This window comes from Sphingosinithalassobacter sp. LHW66-3 (genome assembly GCF_050703275.1).
Lineage (GTDB): Bacteria > Pseudomonadota > Alphaproteobacteria > Sphingomonadales > Sphingomonadaceae > Sphingomonas.
Genome location: NZ_CP193482.1, coordinates 2461602 through 2475850 on the forward strand (window position 1 = coordinate 2461602; position 14249 = coordinate 2475850).

General features: G+C 66.4%; 14 protein-coding genes. 7 read left to right on the forward strand and 7 right to left on the reverse strand.

Annotated features, from left to right (window positions below; translation table 11 throughout):
- Positions 1–157: 157 nt before the first annotated feature.
- The 3 genes from ACQ450_RS12100 to ACQ450_RS12110 all read left to right on the forward strand — a co-directional run bounded on the left by ACQ450_RS12100 (position 158) and on the right by ACQ450_RS12110 (position 4227).
- Positions 158–1330 (forward strand): phosphoserine transaminase, encoded by a 1173-nt coding sequence (locus tag ACQ450_RS12100; protein ID WP_431469440.1) that lies wholly within the window; start codon positions 158–160, stop codon positions 1328–1330.
- Between the two features lie 145 nt (positions 1331–1475).
- Positions 1476–3053 (forward strand): phosphoglycerate dehydrogenase, encoded by a 1578-nt coding sequence (serA, locus tag ACQ450_RS12105; protein WP_431469441.1) that lies wholly within the window; start codon positions 1476–1478, stop codon positions 3051–3053.
- Positions 3054–3129: 76 nt separating this feature from the next.
- Positions 3130–4227 (forward strand): ATP phosphoribosyltransferase regulatory subunit, encoded by a 1098-nt coding sequence (locus ACQ450_RS12110; protein WP_431469442.1) that lies wholly within the window; start codon positions 3130–3132, stop codon positions 4225–4227.
- Positions 4228–4285: 58 nt separating this feature from the next.
- Here ACQ450_RS12110 and ACQ450_RS12115 read toward each other — a convergent pair whose 3' ends face one another.
- On the reverse strand, positions 4286–4624 hold the full coding sequence (locus ACQ450_RS12115) for a hypothetical protein (protein ID WP_431469443.1): 339 nt from the start codon (positions 4622–4624) through the stop codon (positions 4286–4288).
- 223 nt (positions 4625–4847) lie between these two features.
- Here ACQ450_RS12115 and ACQ450_RS12120 point away from each other — a divergent pair, with 223 nt between their 5' ends.
- The 3 genes from ACQ450_RS12120 (at position 4848) to ACQ450_RS12130 (ending at position 6178) form a co-directional block, all read left to right on the forward strand.
- Positions 4848–5402 carry a DNA/RNA non-specific endonuclease gene (locus tag ACQ450_RS12120; protein ID WP_431469444.1) on the forward strand — a complete coding sequence of 185 codons (555 nt, stop codon included), beginning with the start codon at positions 4848–4850 and terminating at the stop codon, positions 5400–5402.
- Positions 5383–5799 carry a hypothetical protein gene (locus tag ACQ450_RS12125; RefSeq protein WP_431469445.1) on the forward strand — a complete coding sequence of 139 codons (417 nt, stop codon included), beginning with the start codon at positions 5383–5385 and terminating at the stop codon, positions 5797–5799. Before ACQ450_RS12120 ends, ACQ450_RS12125 begins: the two co-directional genes overlap by 20 nt.
- 97 nt (positions 5800–5896) lie before the next feature.
- Complete coding sequence (locus tag ACQ450_RS12130; protein WP_431469446.1) at positions 5897–6178, forward strand: hypothetical protein; 282 nt, start codon at positions 5897–5899, stop codon at positions 6176–6178.
- Positions 6179–6185: 7 nt separating this feature from the next.
- On the opposite strand, the gene ACQ450_RS12135 is transcribed toward ACQ450_RS12130, so the two are convergent.
- The gene (locus ACQ450_RS12135; protein ID WP_431471222.1) at positions 6186–8519 is read right to left on the reverse strand and encodes a ligase-associated DNA damage response DEXH box helicase; all 2334 of its coding nucleotides are present in this window, start codon (positions 8517–8519) and stop codon (positions 6186–6188) included.
- Positions 8520–8713: 194 nt separating this feature from the next.
- Positions 8714–8902, reverse strand: a complete 189-nt coding sequence (locus tag ACQ450_RS12140; protein WP_188053950.1) for a hypothetical protein — start codon at positions 8900–8902, stop codon at positions 8714–8716.
- Positions 8903–9005: 103 nt separating this feature from the next.
- Here ACQ450_RS12140 and ACQ450_RS12145 point away from each other — a divergent pair, with 103 nt between their 5' ends.
- Complete coding sequence (locus ACQ450_RS12145; protein WP_431469447.1) at positions 9006–10001, forward strand: ligase-associated DNA damage response exonuclease; 996 nt, start codon at positions 9006–9008, stop codon at positions 9999–10001.
- Here the strand turns inward: ACQ450_RS12145 and ACQ450_RS12150 are convergent.
- From ACQ450_RS12150 to lptB, 4 genes are all read right to left on the reverse strand, one after another.
- A complete protein-coding gene (locus ACQ450_RS12150; protein WP_431469448.1) occupies positions 9998–11341 on the reverse strand; it encodes a chloride channel protein in 1344 nt (447 codons plus the stop codon). The genes ACQ450_RS12145 and ACQ450_RS12150 overlap by 4 nt on opposite strands.
- Before the next feature lie 97 nt (positions 11342–11438).
- Complete coding sequence (locus tag ACQ450_RS12155; RefSeq protein WP_431469449.1) at positions 11439–11834, reverse strand: STAS/SEC14 domain-containing protein; 396 nt, start codon at positions 11832–11834, stop codon at positions 11439–11441.
- 59 nt (positions 11835–11893) lie between these two features.
- Complete coding sequence (gene rpoN / locus ACQ450_RS12160) at positions 11894–13393, reverse strand: RNA polymerase factor sigma-54 (RefSeq protein WP_431469450.1); 1500 nt, start codon at positions 13391–13393, stop codon at positions 11894–11896.
- A 59-nt stretch (positions 13394–13452) separates the two neighbouring features.
- Positions 13453–14229, reverse strand: coding sequence for an LPS export ABC transporter ATP-binding protein (lptB, locus tag ACQ450_RS12165; RefSeq protein WP_188053955.1), 777 nt, complete (start codon positions 14227–14229; stop codon positions 13453–13455).
- Positions 14230–14249: the final 20 nt, after the last annotated feature.

Below are 14249 nucleotides of genomic sequence, written 5' to 3' on the forward strand. Positions count from 1 at the left end.
CTGGCACCGTGATTTTTGCAAGTGATTCCAATCCGACTCTGCTCCGATCCCGCTGCGGCGCAGCAAGGACGGTTGACTTCGCTCCGCATGCCGCTAGGCCCGTCGACGGGCCACGCGGTCCCAACGCCGCGCGTGCTCTCTGCAAGGAGAGACTGACATGACCGATACGATTCGTTCCGACTCCACCCGTGCGTCCGCCGCACCCGCCACCAAGCCGGCGCGCCCCCATTTCTCTTCCGGTCCCTGCGCCAAGCCGCCCGGCTGGTCGCCCGACAAGCTCGCGACTGCGGTGCTCGGGCGCTCGCACCGCTCGAAGCTGGGCAAGGCGCGACTGCAGCATGCGATCGACCTGACGCGCGAGCTGCTCAAGGTTCCCGACACGCATCGTATCGGTATCGTTCCCGCGTCCGACACCGGGGCCGTGGAGATGGCGATGTGGTCGATGCTCGGCGCGCGGCCGGTGCAGTTGCTCGCCTGGGAGAGCTTCGGTGAGGGCTGGGTCACCGATGCCGTCAAGCAGCTCAGGATCGATCCCGAAGTGCTCAAGGCGCCGTATGGCGAGATCGTCGACCTGACGCAGGTGAAGCCGAGCCATGACGTGATCTTCACCTGGAACGGCACGACTTCGGGCGTGCGCGTGCCGAACGGCGACTGGATCGCCGAGGACCGCGAGGGGCTGACCTTCGCCGACGCCACCTCGGCCGTGTTCGCCATGGACATGCCGTGGGACAAGCTCGATGTCACCACCTTCAGCTGGCAGAAGGTGATGGGCGGCGAGGGCGGCCATGGCGTGCTGATCCTGGGTCCGCGCGCGGTCGAGCGCCTCGAAAGCTATACCCCCGCCTGGCCGCTGCCCAAGATCTTCCGCATGACCAAGGGCGGCAAGCTGATCGAAGGCATCTTCAAGGGCGAGACGATCAACACGCCGTCGATGCTGGCGGTGGAGGACTATATCTTCGCGCTCGAATGGGCGCAGTCGATCGGCGGTCTCGATGCGCTGATCGCGCGCTCGACCGCCAATGCCAGTGCGTTGGGAAGGATCGTCGCCGAACGCGAGTGGCTCGATCACTTGCCCGCCGATCCGGCGATCCGATCGAACACGAGTGTGTGCCTCAAGCTCGTCACAGACGCCGACGCCGAGGCGCAGTCCGCGATGGTGAAGAAGATGGCGGCGCTGCTCGAGGCGGAGGATGCGGCGTATGACATCGCCGGCTATCGCGACGCCCCGCCGGGGCTGCGCATCTGGTGCGGCGCGACGGTCGACACGGCCGATATCGAAGCGCTCGGCCCGTGGCTCGACTGGGCTTGGGAGCAGGTTGCGGCCGCGTAACTGCGTCGCCCCTGCGCAGGCAGGGGCCCATATCTCTCGAATTCCGCGCGGGGCGGACACAGGCCAGAAGCCAAACGTGCCCGCCGATTGCAGCACTCAACAGCGATAGGCCCCTGCCTGCGCAGGGGCGACGAAAGGGATAACGATGCCCAAGGTTCTGATTTCCGACAAAATGGATCCCAAGGCCGCCGAGATCTTCCGCGCACGCGGAGTCGAAGTGGACGAAATCACCGGCAAGACCCCCGACGAGCTGAAGGCGATCATCGGACAGTATGATGGGCTTGCGATCCGCAGCTCAACCAAGGTGACCAAAGACATCCTCCAAGCCGCGACCAATCTGAAGGTGATCGGCCGCGCCGGCATCGGCGTCGACAATGTCGATATCCCCGCGGCTTCGGCGCAGGGCGTGGTCGTGATGAACACGCCGTTCGGCAATTCGATCACTACCGCCGAACATGCGATCGCCCTCATGTTCGCGCTCGCCCGCCAGCTGCCCGAGGCCGATGCCTCGACCCAGGCGGGCAAGTGGGAGAAGAACCGGTTCATGGGCGTGGAAGTCACGTCCAAGACGCTCGGCCTGATCGGCGCGGGCAACATCGGCTCGATCGTCGCCGATCGCGCGCTGGGGCTGCGGATGAAGGTGATCGCCTATGATCCGTTCCTTACTCCCGAGCGCGCAGTGGAGATGGGTGTCGAGAAGGTCGATCTCGATACGCTGCTCGGCCGTGCCGATTTCATCACGCTGCACACGCCGCTGACCGATCAGACGCGCAACATCCTTTCCGCCGAAAACCTCCGGAAGACGAAGAAGGGTGTGCGCATCGTCAACTGTGCGCGCGGCGGGCTGATCGACGAGGCGGCGCTGAAGGAGCTGCTCGACAGCGGCCATATCGCCGGCGCCGCGCTCGACGTGTTCGTCACCGAGCCCGCCAAGGAGCATCCGCTGTTCGGCACGGCGAACTTCATCTCGACGCCGCACCTCGGCGCCTCCACCAGCGAGGCTCAGGTGAATGTGGCGATTCAGGTGGCCGAGCAGATGGCGGATTATCTGGTTTCGGGCGGCGTCACCAATGCGCTCAACATGCCGTCGCTCTCGGCCGAGGAAGCGCCGCGCCTGAAGCCCTATATGGCGCTGGCCGAAAAGCTCGGCTCGCTCGTCGGCCAGCTCGCCCATGGCGCGCTCGACGAGATCGCGATCGAGACCGAGGGCCATGCCGCCGAGTTGAACCAGAAGCCGATCACCGGCGCGGTGCTCGCCGGGCTGATGCGGGTGCATTCGGACACGGTGAACATGGTCAACGCGCCCTTCCTCGCGCGCGAACGCGGGCTGGACGTGCGCGAAGTGCGCCATGATCGCGAGGGCGACTATCACACGCTGGTGCGCGTGACGGTCGGCACCGACGAGGGCGACAAGTCGGTGGCGGGCACGTTGTTCGGCGATTCGGCGCCGCGGCTGGTCGAGCTGTTCGGGATCAAGGTCGAGGCCGATCTGGCGGGCGACATGCTCTACATCGTGAACGAGGACGCGCCGGGATTCATCGGCCGGCTCGGCACCACGCTCGGCGAAGCGGGGGTGAACATCGGCACCTTCCATCTCGGCCGCCGCGAGGCTGGCGGCGAGGCGGTGCTGCTGCTGTCGGTCGACACGACGGTGACGCCCGAGCTGGTATCGCGGCTCCGCGAGCTTCCCGGCGTGAAGACGGCGATGTCGCTGCGGTTCTGAGATGCGGTGAGGCGGGGTGGCTCTGCCGCTCCGCCTGCCGCTTGTCGCAGCACTATGCATCCTTTAGCGCAGCGGCATGACCGGACTGCTACCCGAAGGATTCCACGATCGCCTGCCGCCGCAGGCCGATACGGCCGATGCGCTGGAGCACCATGTGCTGCGCACTGCGCGCGCTTACGGCTATGAGCGCGTCGATCCGCCGCTCGCCGAATTCGCCGAAGCGCTGGGATCGCGACTGAAGGCAGGCGGGATGGAGCAGGCGGTGCGCTTCGTCGATCCGGTCTCGCAACGCACGCTGGCGATCCGCCCCGACATCACCGCGCAGATCGGCCGTATCGCCGCGACGCGGATGGCGCACCACCCGCGCCCGGTGCGCCTGTCCTATGCCGGCCCCGTGCTCAAGCTGCGCGCCAGCGAGCTGCGTCCCGAGCGCGCGATGCGCCAGCTGGGGGCCGAGCTGATCGGGCTCGACAGCGTGGCGGCGGCGACCGAGATCGTGCGCGTCGCGGTGGAGGCGCTGCAGGCGGCGGGGATCGAGGGGATCGCGATCGATTTCACGCTGCCCGATCTGGTCGACACGCTGGCGGGCGATGCGCTCGCGCCCGAGGCGCTGGCGCGGTTGCGCGACCGGCTGGACGGCAAGGACGCCGCGGGCGTGGCCGAGATCGACGCCCGCTACTTGCCGCTGATCGCGGCGGCGGGGCCGTTCGACGCCGCGCTGGAGCGGCTGCGCGGGATCGACGCGGGCAATGCGCTGGCGAGCCGGATCGACGGGCTGGCGGCGATCGCCGCGAGCGTCGAAGGCGATGTCGCGCTGACGCTCGACCCGACCGAGCGGCATGGCTTCGAATATCAGAGCTGGCTCGGCTTTTCGATCTTCGCGCGCGGCGTGCGCGGCGAGATCGGCCGCGGCGGCACGTATATGGTCATGCACGAAACCGGCGCGGAAGAGCCCGCGGTGGGCTTTTCGCTCTACGCCGATCCGGTGCTCGACGCGGGGCTGGGCACGCGCACGCGGCGGCGGCTGTTCCTGCCCTATGGTACCGACCCCGAGCGCGGTCGCGCGCTGCGGGCGGAAGGTTGGGTGACGGTGGCGGCGCTGACGGCTGAGGACACGCCTGAGGCGCAGCTGTGCAGCCATCTGCTGGGAGATGCGGGGCCGGAGGCGGTTTGACGCCGAGATTGCTCCGTATCGGAGCCAAAACGGTGTTTGACTTGTAGGAAAATGTTGCTCAAATGTTCTCGCCCTCACGAGTCGGGGGTGATGCATGCAGATATCTTCGGAGCTGCGACAACAGGCATTTTCCGTGTGGCTGCGGACGGGATGGTTGCCGAGTCCGGGCGGGCGTGGCGGGCTCGAACTCATGTTCAATCCCTGGCACGATCCTGAGAACGGCAGGTTCACCTTTGCCGGTCATGGGCGATACTATGGCCGCGGCGGCCGATCGCAGGATGGTGTCGACGATCGGGCTGCCGGGTGGCGTGTCCAGTATGTCGACGATCCCGACAAGCCACCGATACGCAGCGTTGCGGAAGCTGGCGCGTGGCGAGCCAAAGAACTGGCGTTGCATGGCGGAGATCCAGAATATTCTGAAGCGGTTGAGGCGCGCTATCGCTTGTACTTGGCGGCGCTTTCGCAAATCAAGCGCGCAGCTCCTGCTAGCAAGCAAGCCAGTGCCAGTCCGAAGGATCGGATTGGATCGAATCTACCCCAAACCTCCGAGATCTTTACTGGGGGCGGCGGGAGTTTTGGTGCTGGAGGCAACTGGCAGGTGGGTGCCTTCGACGGAGAGGGTGAAGACCCCGCTCTTCGAGGAGGATATCACCGGCAAACCGGCCGCGCCGCGTCAGAATACTGCCGTCACCAGCATTCTACCAGAGTCAGGACGAGCGAGCGAGGACGAGACCAGAAGGAAAGTCAGCCGCAACGGTTACTTGTTTGAGATTGACGCGCTCGATCGGATGCGGCGCGTGACCGGACAACTGAGGCTGAATCAGGAGCAAAAGCGAGACAAGAAGGTTCAGCTGAACGCCGGGGGAGGCGATCGGCGAACAAGCGATCAGGGAGGTCATTACATCGCCCGCAGGTTCGATGGGCCTACCGACGCGTTCAACCATTTCGCGCAAGATGCCAACTTCAATCGCAGCAGCTATCTTGCGCTCGAAAACCGATGGGCGAAGGCAATGCAGAGCGGGAGCAATGTTCGCGTGGCGATCGTCCCGGTCTTCGGCGGGCAATCAGAACGTCCAACGAGCTTGAACGTCCGCTTCTGGATCAATGGATCGAGCGAATTTTTGGATCTCCCCAACGAGGCTGGAAGGAAAAGCGATGTCGAACGAGGCAGATGAACACTGGCTCAATCGTATAGGTGAGGTGCTGGCCAGAGACAGCGACTATCCGCTCGACAATACGCTGTTGTACGCTCGGATCGAGCGAAACGTCGTCGCACTGTCGATCTTCAAGAATCTCGGAAACCATATCTTGTATCGCGATCGGGATATGAACGCGCTTTGTGACGCGCTGCGCGCGCTATGGGAGTCGCAGTCCACTGAGCCGAGATGGGCAGAAATCGAGTATGTGATCCGCGACGGTCATTTCGATGCATCCTTCACTTATCCGGACGAAATCGACCCGGAGGAAGACGAGTTCGTTCGAAGGGATCGAGTCGTTGCCCGCCATTTTGGGCACAGGCCGATCCTTTATCCGCCGCCACCGGATGACGATGACGATGTTTTCACCCTTTGAGGCACGTTGGGAGGTGCCGAATGAGCCCAGCGAAGAGTCACTTTAAAGTTTTTTGAGAAACTTGGGATAGAAAACATAGAGGTAAAGGTGGTCAAGCATGGTGCCTCTTGAAGTGGTGAACGCCCTAGCGAACTTGGCTATCGCCATAGATTTCTCTACTGGGGAGCAGATGGACGAAGACTGGGCGGTTCAGGTGCTTGAGCAGATGGCAGGCGATCTGCAAATGCTTGGCCCCGAGGACCTTGCTAGTCTGTCGGAAGGCTTCCGCAAGGTGTCCGAAAGCTATCGGGAAGCGGAAGTCCGCCAGTTCGTTTGGGAGCTTCCCTCGGCGCTGGGGCTCGAAGACGACGAAGACGGAGAGAACACCGACCTCGACTGAAGAAGCCTCAATCCTCGCGCATCGCCTCCGCCGCCAGCGCCTCGGCCTCGATCAGCAGCTCGTCGTCGGCGCTGCCCTGGACGATGCGCTCGCGGCCGATCATCACCAGCACCGGCACCGCGAGCGGGCTGACTCGCTCCAGGTCGATGTGGAGCATCGTGTCGGCGGCGCGGTCGAGCAGGTCGGCGAGTCGGCCGACGTCGGTCATGCGCGCGCGCGCGTCCTCCCAGGCGGCTTTCAGCAGGAGGTGGTCGGGCTCGTATTTGCGCAACACGTCGTAGATGAGGTCGGTCGAGAAAGTGACCTGCCGCCCGGTCTTCTTCTTGCCGGGATGCTGGCGCTCGACGAGCCCGCCGATGATCGCCACCTCGCGAAACGCGCGCTTGAGCAGCGCCGACCCCTGCACCCAGTCGACGAACTCGTGCTCGAGGATGTCGGACGAGAAGAGGCTCGCCGGGTCGTCGATCTTCTCCAGGCCATAGACCGCGAGCGCATAGTCGTTGGCGACGAAGCCGATGGGCTTGAGCCCCTGCGCCTCCATCCGCCGCGTCACCAGCATGCCGAGCGACTGGTGCGCGTTCCAGCCTTCGAAGCTGTAGGCGACGAGATGGTGCCGCCCCTCGTGCGGGAAGGTCTCGACGAGCAGCTGGCCGGGGCGGGGGAGCGCGGAACGGCGCGCCTGCACCTCGAGCCACTCGCGCACGTCGCCGGGGAGGCGCGCCCATTCGCCCGGCTCGGCAAGGAAATGGCGGACGCGATTGGCGAGGTTCGTCGACATGGGCAGGCGCAGCCCCATGTAGCTGGGCACGCGCGCCTGTTTCGCGGTGGCGCGCACGATCAGGTCGGTGTCCTTCACTCCGATCGTTTCCAGCGCGACACCCGCGAAGAAGAAGGTATCGCCCGGGGACAGGCTGGCGGCGAAGCCTTCCTCCACCTTGCCGAGGCTGCGACCATTCTTGAAGCGGACGGTGAGCATCGGCGCTTCGACGATGATCCCGGCGTTGAGGCGATGCTGCGCGACGAACTTCGGATGCGCGACTCGCCAGAGGCCGTCGGGGCCATGCGTAAGGCGCTTGAACTTGTCATAGGCCCGCAGCGCATAGCCGCCGTCGGCGATGAAGTTCAGCACGCGCTCGAACTCCTCGGGCGTCAGCGCCGAATAGGGTAGCGCGGATTGCACCTCGCCGAGCAGTTCGGCGGCGTCGAACGGGCGCGCGCAGGCGAGCGCCATGATGTGCTGCGCGAGCACGTCGAGCGCGCCGGGGCGGAATATGTCGGTGTCGAGCTCGCCCTGTTCGACCGCGTCGAGCGCGGCGCGCGCCTCAAGATATTCGAAGCGGTTGCCGGGGACGAGCACTGCCTCGCTGGGCTCGTCGAGCCGGTGGTTGGCGCGGCCGATGCGCTGGAGCAGCCGCGAGCTGCCCTTGGGCGCGCCCATCTGGATCACGCAGTCGACGTCGCCCCAATCGACGCCGAGGTCGAGGCTGGCAGTGGCGACCAGCGCGCGCAGCCGCCCGTCGGCCATCGCCGCCTCCGCGCGCCGCCTCGCCTCGATGCTGAGGCTGCCGTGATGGACCGCGATCGGCAGCGACAGATCGTTCACTTTCCAGAGATCCTGGAAGATGAGTTCGGCGAGCCCGCGCGTGTTGCAGAAGACGATCGTCGTCTTGTGCGTCTCGATTTCCGCCATCACCTGTTTGGCGGCGTAGCGGCCGGAGTGGCCCGACCAGGGCACGCGGTCCTCGGGCAGCAGGATCGCGATGTCGGGATCGGCGCCCTTCTCGCCCTGCACCAGCGCGACCGCGTCTATGTCGCCATCCGGCGCGAGCCACGCGCGATAGCCGTCCGGATCGGCGACGGTGGCGGACAGCGCGACCCGGCGCAGCCCGGGCGAAATCGTCTGCAACCGCGCGAGGCAGAGCGACAGCAGGTCGCCGCGCTTGCCGGTGGCGAAGGCGTGGACCTCGTCGATCACCACTGTTTTCAGATCGGAGAACAGCAGGAAACTGTCCTCATAGCTCAGCAGCAAGCTGAGGCTTTCGGGCGTGGTGAGCAAAATCTGCGGCGGGCGGACGCGCTGGCGCACCTTGCGGTCGTGCGGCGTGTCACCGCTGCGCGTTTCGACGCGAATGTCGAGCCCCATCTCCGCGACCGGCGTGAGCAGGTTGCGCTGCACGTCGGTGGCGAGCGCCTTCAATGGCGAGATGTAGAGCGTGTGGAGCCGGTCGGTCGGCGCGTCGATCAGCTCGGCCAGGCTGGGCAGGAACCCCGCGAGCGTCTTTCCCGCGCCGGTGGGGGCGACGAGTAGCGCATGGCTGCGTGCTCGCGCGGCGGCGAGCATCTCCAGCTGGTGGCGGCGAGGCGCCCAGCCGCGCTCCCCGAACCAGCCGCGCAGCGATTCGGGGAGGGATGGTTCGGGAGGGGTCACCGGCCGCTGCTCCGGGCCGGCCCTGTTCTGGCTCTGTCGATCACGCAGGCGAAAGGTAGGGAAGGCGCCCCTCGTTCGGCAAGCTCAGCCCCACGCGAAGGGCGAAATCAGCTCCGCTCCTCGCGCAGCTGATCCTCGCGATTCTGCTCGTCATACATGCGGTGCGTCGCGTCTTCGGTCCGCTCGCGCTGACGACGCGAGCTGCGATTGTGGAGGATGGCCCAGATGATGGCCGCGGCCAGCACGATCGGGCCGAGGATCGTGAGCAAGGCCCATTGGCTTCCAAGATCAATCATCGGTGCACCTCGAATTCAGTTTCAGCGGTTCGTTTCGTCAACGTGTGCGGTGCGCAATTCGATCCCATTGGACGCCGGGCACTGCGTCGCCATATCGCCCTCCATGGGACTGGGACGCTGGATCGAGCCGCATCCGCACGGGCTCTATATTTCCGCCGCCGACGCCTGGGTCGATCCGTCGCGGCCGGTGGCGCGCGCGCTGGTGACGCACGGCCACGCAGATCACGCGCGCGGGGGCCATGGCGAGGTTTGGGCGACTGCCGAGACGCTCGCGATCATGGAGGCGCGCTACGGGCCGCAGACGGGCCGGCCGGTCGCCTATGGCGAGTCGATGCGACTTGGCGCCGTCGAGATCGGCTTCGTGCCTGCCGGCCATGTGCTCGGCTCGGCGCAGATCGTGCTCGATCACGGCGGCGAGCGGATCGTCGTGTCGGGAGACTATAAGCGGCGCGAGGATCCCACCTGTGCGCCGTTCGAGCCGGTGCCGTGCGACGTCTTCATCACCGAAGCGACTTTCGCGCTGCCGGTTTTCCGGCATCCCGAGACGCATGACGAGCTCGACAAGCTGCTGGCGCGGCTCCGCGCCGAGCCTGAACGCTGCGTGGTGATCGGCGCCTATGCGCTGGGCAAGGCGCAGCGGCTGATCGCCGAACTGCGCGTGATGGGCTTTGACGATCCGATCTATATCCATGGCGCCTTGCAGCGGCTGTGCGACTTGTACGTCGAGCACGGCATCGCGCTGGGCGAGCTGCGGCCGGCGACGGGCGTGCCGAAAGCGGAATTGCAGGGCCGGATCATCCTCTGCCCGCCCGGCGCGCTCAACGATCGCTGGTCGCGGCGGCTGCCCGATCCGATCACCGCAATGGCGAGCGGCTGGATGCGCGTGCGCCAGCGGGCGCGGCAGCGGAATGTGGAGCTGCCGATCATCCTGTCCGATCACGCCGATTGGGACGAGCTGACCCGGACGATCCGCGAAGTCGCTCCGCGCGAGCTGTGGGTTACGCACGGCCGCGAGGATGCGCTCCTCCATTGGTGCCGCCAGCGTCAGATAAAGGCGCGGGCGCTCGATCTCGTCGGCTATGAGGACGAGGACGATTAGCCGGGCGGCGCAGCGGCGGCGGGTGCCGGCGTGTCGAGGAAGCGGCGGGCGAGGCCCGAGTAGAGCCGCTCGCGCGACACTTGCGCACTGACGAAATCGGCGATCAGCGCGGTAGCGAACATCGGCAGGATCATTCCGCGGCTGGCGGTGATTTCGCTGATGATGATAACCGCCGTGAACGGCGCACGGATCACCCCGACGAAATAGGCGGTCATGCCGAGCAGCACGACCGCGCCTGCGGGTTCGCCGGGGAAAAGCGTCTTGAGGAGATTGCCCAGCCCGGCGCCGATCGCAAGCGACGGTGCGAAAATGCCTCCCGGGGCTCCGCTCAGCGTGGTGGCAAGCGTCGCGACGAGCTTGGCCGGGCCGAACCACAACGATTGCTCGCCGCCCTCGACGAGCGCGCGCGTGGCGGCATAGCCGGTGCCCCAGGTGGCACCCGAAGTGACGATGCCCAGCACCGCCACGACGAGGCCGCAGCCCACGGCGAACAGCGCGGGCCGAGCGCGGATCGGCCGCAGCAGCGCGCTCCCCGGCGCGGTGGCGCGCAGAACGATGCGGCTGAACGCGCCGCCCGCGAGCCCGCCGAGCACCCCGGCCAGCGGAGCCAGGAGCAACACGGTCGCCAGCGGCAGCGTGGCGTGCATCGCGCCGAAATAGACGTAATCGCCGGCCACTCCCAAGCTGACCAGGCCGGCGATCATCACCGCGCCCATCACCAGCACCGCGACTCGCTGCTCATAGGCGGCGGCGAGTTCCTCGATCGCGAAGGCGACCCCCGCGAGCGGCGTGTTGAACGCGGCGGCGACGCCGGCCGCGCCTCCGGCGATCAATACGCCGGCGGTGATCGGCACGCGCAGCATGCGATGCATCGCGACCATGATACCGGCGCTCACCTGCACCGTCGGGCCCTCGCGTCCCACCGATCCGCCGACGAGCAGCATCACCACCGTCAGCACCAGCTTCTTGGCGGCGGTGGCGAGCGAGACGAGGTGCAGCGCAACTGCGGAATTCTTGCTGCGTCCGGCGGCGATCACCTGGGGAATGCCCGATCCCGCGGCATCCGGCGCCCAGCGCCGGGTGACCCATACCACCAGGCCGAATACCCCCGGAGTGACGAACAGCGGCGCGAGCGGCCACCGCGCGACAAGGGCAACGAACAGTTCGTGCGCGCCATCGCTGACCGCGGCGAAGGCGAGCGCAACGAGGCCGAGCAGGACGGCGCCGACGACGGTGGCAATGCGCCGCCGCACCAGCGACAGCTGCGCGGTCGCGTGCCGCTGCGCACGGCGGCGCCAGAGAACCCGTAGGCGACGGCGAATTCGGTCGGCAGCGCGCATGGCGCTGCTTAGACTCGCCTCCAGCCGCGAGGAAACCGTTGCGGCGGGATTTTCGTGTGGAGGAGCCGAATTTCGACGGTAGGCGAAGCGCAGGCGCTCAGCCGGCGCGCTGGAGCCCTGCCGAATCGGCAAACAGCCACGCCTGGGCCGCGTCAGGGGTCGAGAAGCAAGCGACGTCGCTGCGGCCGTGCACGGCGCGCTCCAGCTGCATTCGCGCCAGCGTCGGCCCCGTCACGAAGGCGAGTCGCCGCGAGCGATAGGCAGGATCGGCGAGCATCGCGCGAAACGCATCGACCATCTCCTGCGACTGTATCTTCATTCCGCGCAGGTCGTTCATCGTGAGATGCTGGTTGCGCCCGCATAGCAGCCGCGCATGCGCTGCGCGCCTGGCCTCGACGAAGCGGGCGAGATCGGCCGGCTCGAAAAACCCAGCCATCACGATGCGCACCAGGCTGCGGGGAACATCGACATCTATTTCGAAATGCGCGCTCATAGGCCAACGCCTATCGCCGCAGCTCCTGACAATTCGCTAACGAATGCGGGTGCTTAGCGTCAATCGGTCGCCTCGAGCGCCTTCTGCCGCCGACGCTGCACCGAGCTGCCGATGCCCAGCGACTCGCGGTATTTGGCGACTGTGCGGCGGGCGATATCGAACCCCTTCTCGCGCAGCAGATCGACCAGCGTGTCGTCCGAGAGAATCTTCTTGGGATCTTCGGCGGCGATCAGCGCCTTGATCGCGCTCTTCACTGCTTCGGCGGAGACGGCGTCGCCGCCATCGGCCGACTGAATCGCGCTGGTGAAGAAATATTTGAGTTCGAACAGGCCGCGGGCGCAGCTCAGATATTTGTTCGACGTGACTCGGCTGACGGTCGATTCGTGCATTTCGATCGCTTCGGCCACCTGGCGCAGCGTCAATGGCTTCAGATGCGCGACACCCTTCAAAAAGAAGGCTTCCTGCTGCTTCACGATTTCGCTCGACACCTTGATGATCGTGCGCTGGCGCTGATCGAGCGCCTTCACCAGCCAATTCGCGCTGGCAAGGCAATCCGAAAGCCAGGTCTTCGAGGCCTTGTCCTGCTTGCCGCCTGAAAGCTCGACATAATAGGCGCGGTTGACGAGCAGCCGCGGCAGCGTGGCGGAATTGATCTCCACTGCCCAGCCGTCGCCGCGCCGGGCGACGAAGATGTCGGGGACGACGGCGGCGGCCGGCTCGCCGCCGTAACGGCAGCCGGGCTTGGGATCATAGTCGCGCAGTTCGCGGATCATGTCGGTCAGATCTTCGTCGTCGACTCCGCAGATCCGCTTCAGCCGCGCGCGATCGCCCTTGGCGACGAGATCGAGATTGTCGATCAGCCGCGCCATCGCCGGATCGTAGCGATCCGCCTCCTTCGCCTGGAGCGCGATGCATTCGGCGAGGTTGCGTGCGCCGACTCCGGTCGGATCAAAGGTCTGGATCGTCGCGAGCACCGCCTCGACTCGGGCGAGCGGCACGCCCAGCCTGTCCGCGACGTCGAGCAGCGGAATGGTGAGATATCCCGTCTCGTCGATCTGATCGATCAGATGCTGCGCGATGAAGAGATCGGGGCCGGCGATCGCGGTGCCCGCCTGGGCCGACAGATGGTCGGCGAGCGAAACGCTGCTCTGCGTGAAATTCTCGAAGTCGGGGCCGTCCTCGGATCCGGTGCCGGCGGCGCCGGTCGCAGCGAGCGTTCCGTCGAGCCCGCCGATCCCGTCGGCCGCGCTGTCGTGGTGGAAGGTGTCGCTCGCGAAATCGACGTCGAGCGCGGCCTCGCCCGAACCGGCGCCGTCCCTGAGCAGTTCGCCGGCGTCGGCCGGTCCGTCGCGGACGGTTTCGATCTCCGGCGGTTCGAGTGGCGCATCGGACGGCTCCTCGCCGCCGGCATCGAGCAGCGGATTCTTCTCCAGCTCCTCGGCGATGAACGTTTCGATTTCCAGGTTCGAGAGCGCCAGCAGCTTGATCGCCTGCTGGAGCTGCGGCGTCATGACCAGCGACTGCGACTGGCGCAGGTCGAGGCGTGGCGCGAGGCTCATGAACCGGCTCCGGCAGCCGTCATTCCGGCACGAACGGAGGGAGCGGAACGCGCCATGGCCTAGAGCGAGAACCCCTCGCCGAGATACAGCCGGCGCACGTTCGCATCCGCCACCAGCTCGGCCGGCGAGCCTGCGAACAGCACGCGCCCGTCGTAGATGATGTAGGCGCGATCGACGATGTCGAGCGTTTCGCGGACATTGTGGTCGGTAATCAATACGCCGATGTCGCGCTGCTTGAGCTGAATGACGAGATCGCGGATGTCCGAGATCGAAATCGGATCGATCCCGGCGAACGGCTCGTCGAGCAGCATGATCTTGGGATTGGCCGCCAGCGCGCGCGCGATCTCGGCGCGGCGCCGCTCGCCGCCCGAAAGCGCCATCGCCGGGGCATCGCGCAGCCGCGTCAGCCCGAATTCGTCGAGCAGCTGATCGAGCCGCTCCTTGCGTGCCGCCTTGTCCGGCTCGGCCAGTTCGAGCACCGCCAGAATGTTCTTTTCGACGGTGAGGCCGCGGAAGATCGAGGTTTCCTGCGGCAGATAGCCCAGGCCGAGGATCGCCCGCCGATACATCGGCAGCGGCGTGATGTCCTCGTTGTCGAGCATGATCCGGCCCGAATCGGGCTTCACCAGCCCCATCACCGAATAGAAGCAGGTCGTCTTGCCCGCGCCGTTCGGACCGAGCAGCCCGACCACTTCGCCGCGCGCCACCGAGAGCGATACGTCGGTCAACACCGTACGCTTGTCATAGGCCTTGGCGATCGAGACGACCGCCAGGCCCTGATCAGGCACCGGCGCCGGATCGGCGACGGGCTTCTCGAGAGTGGTGACATCGTTCATGATCAAGCCTCTTGCAGCGA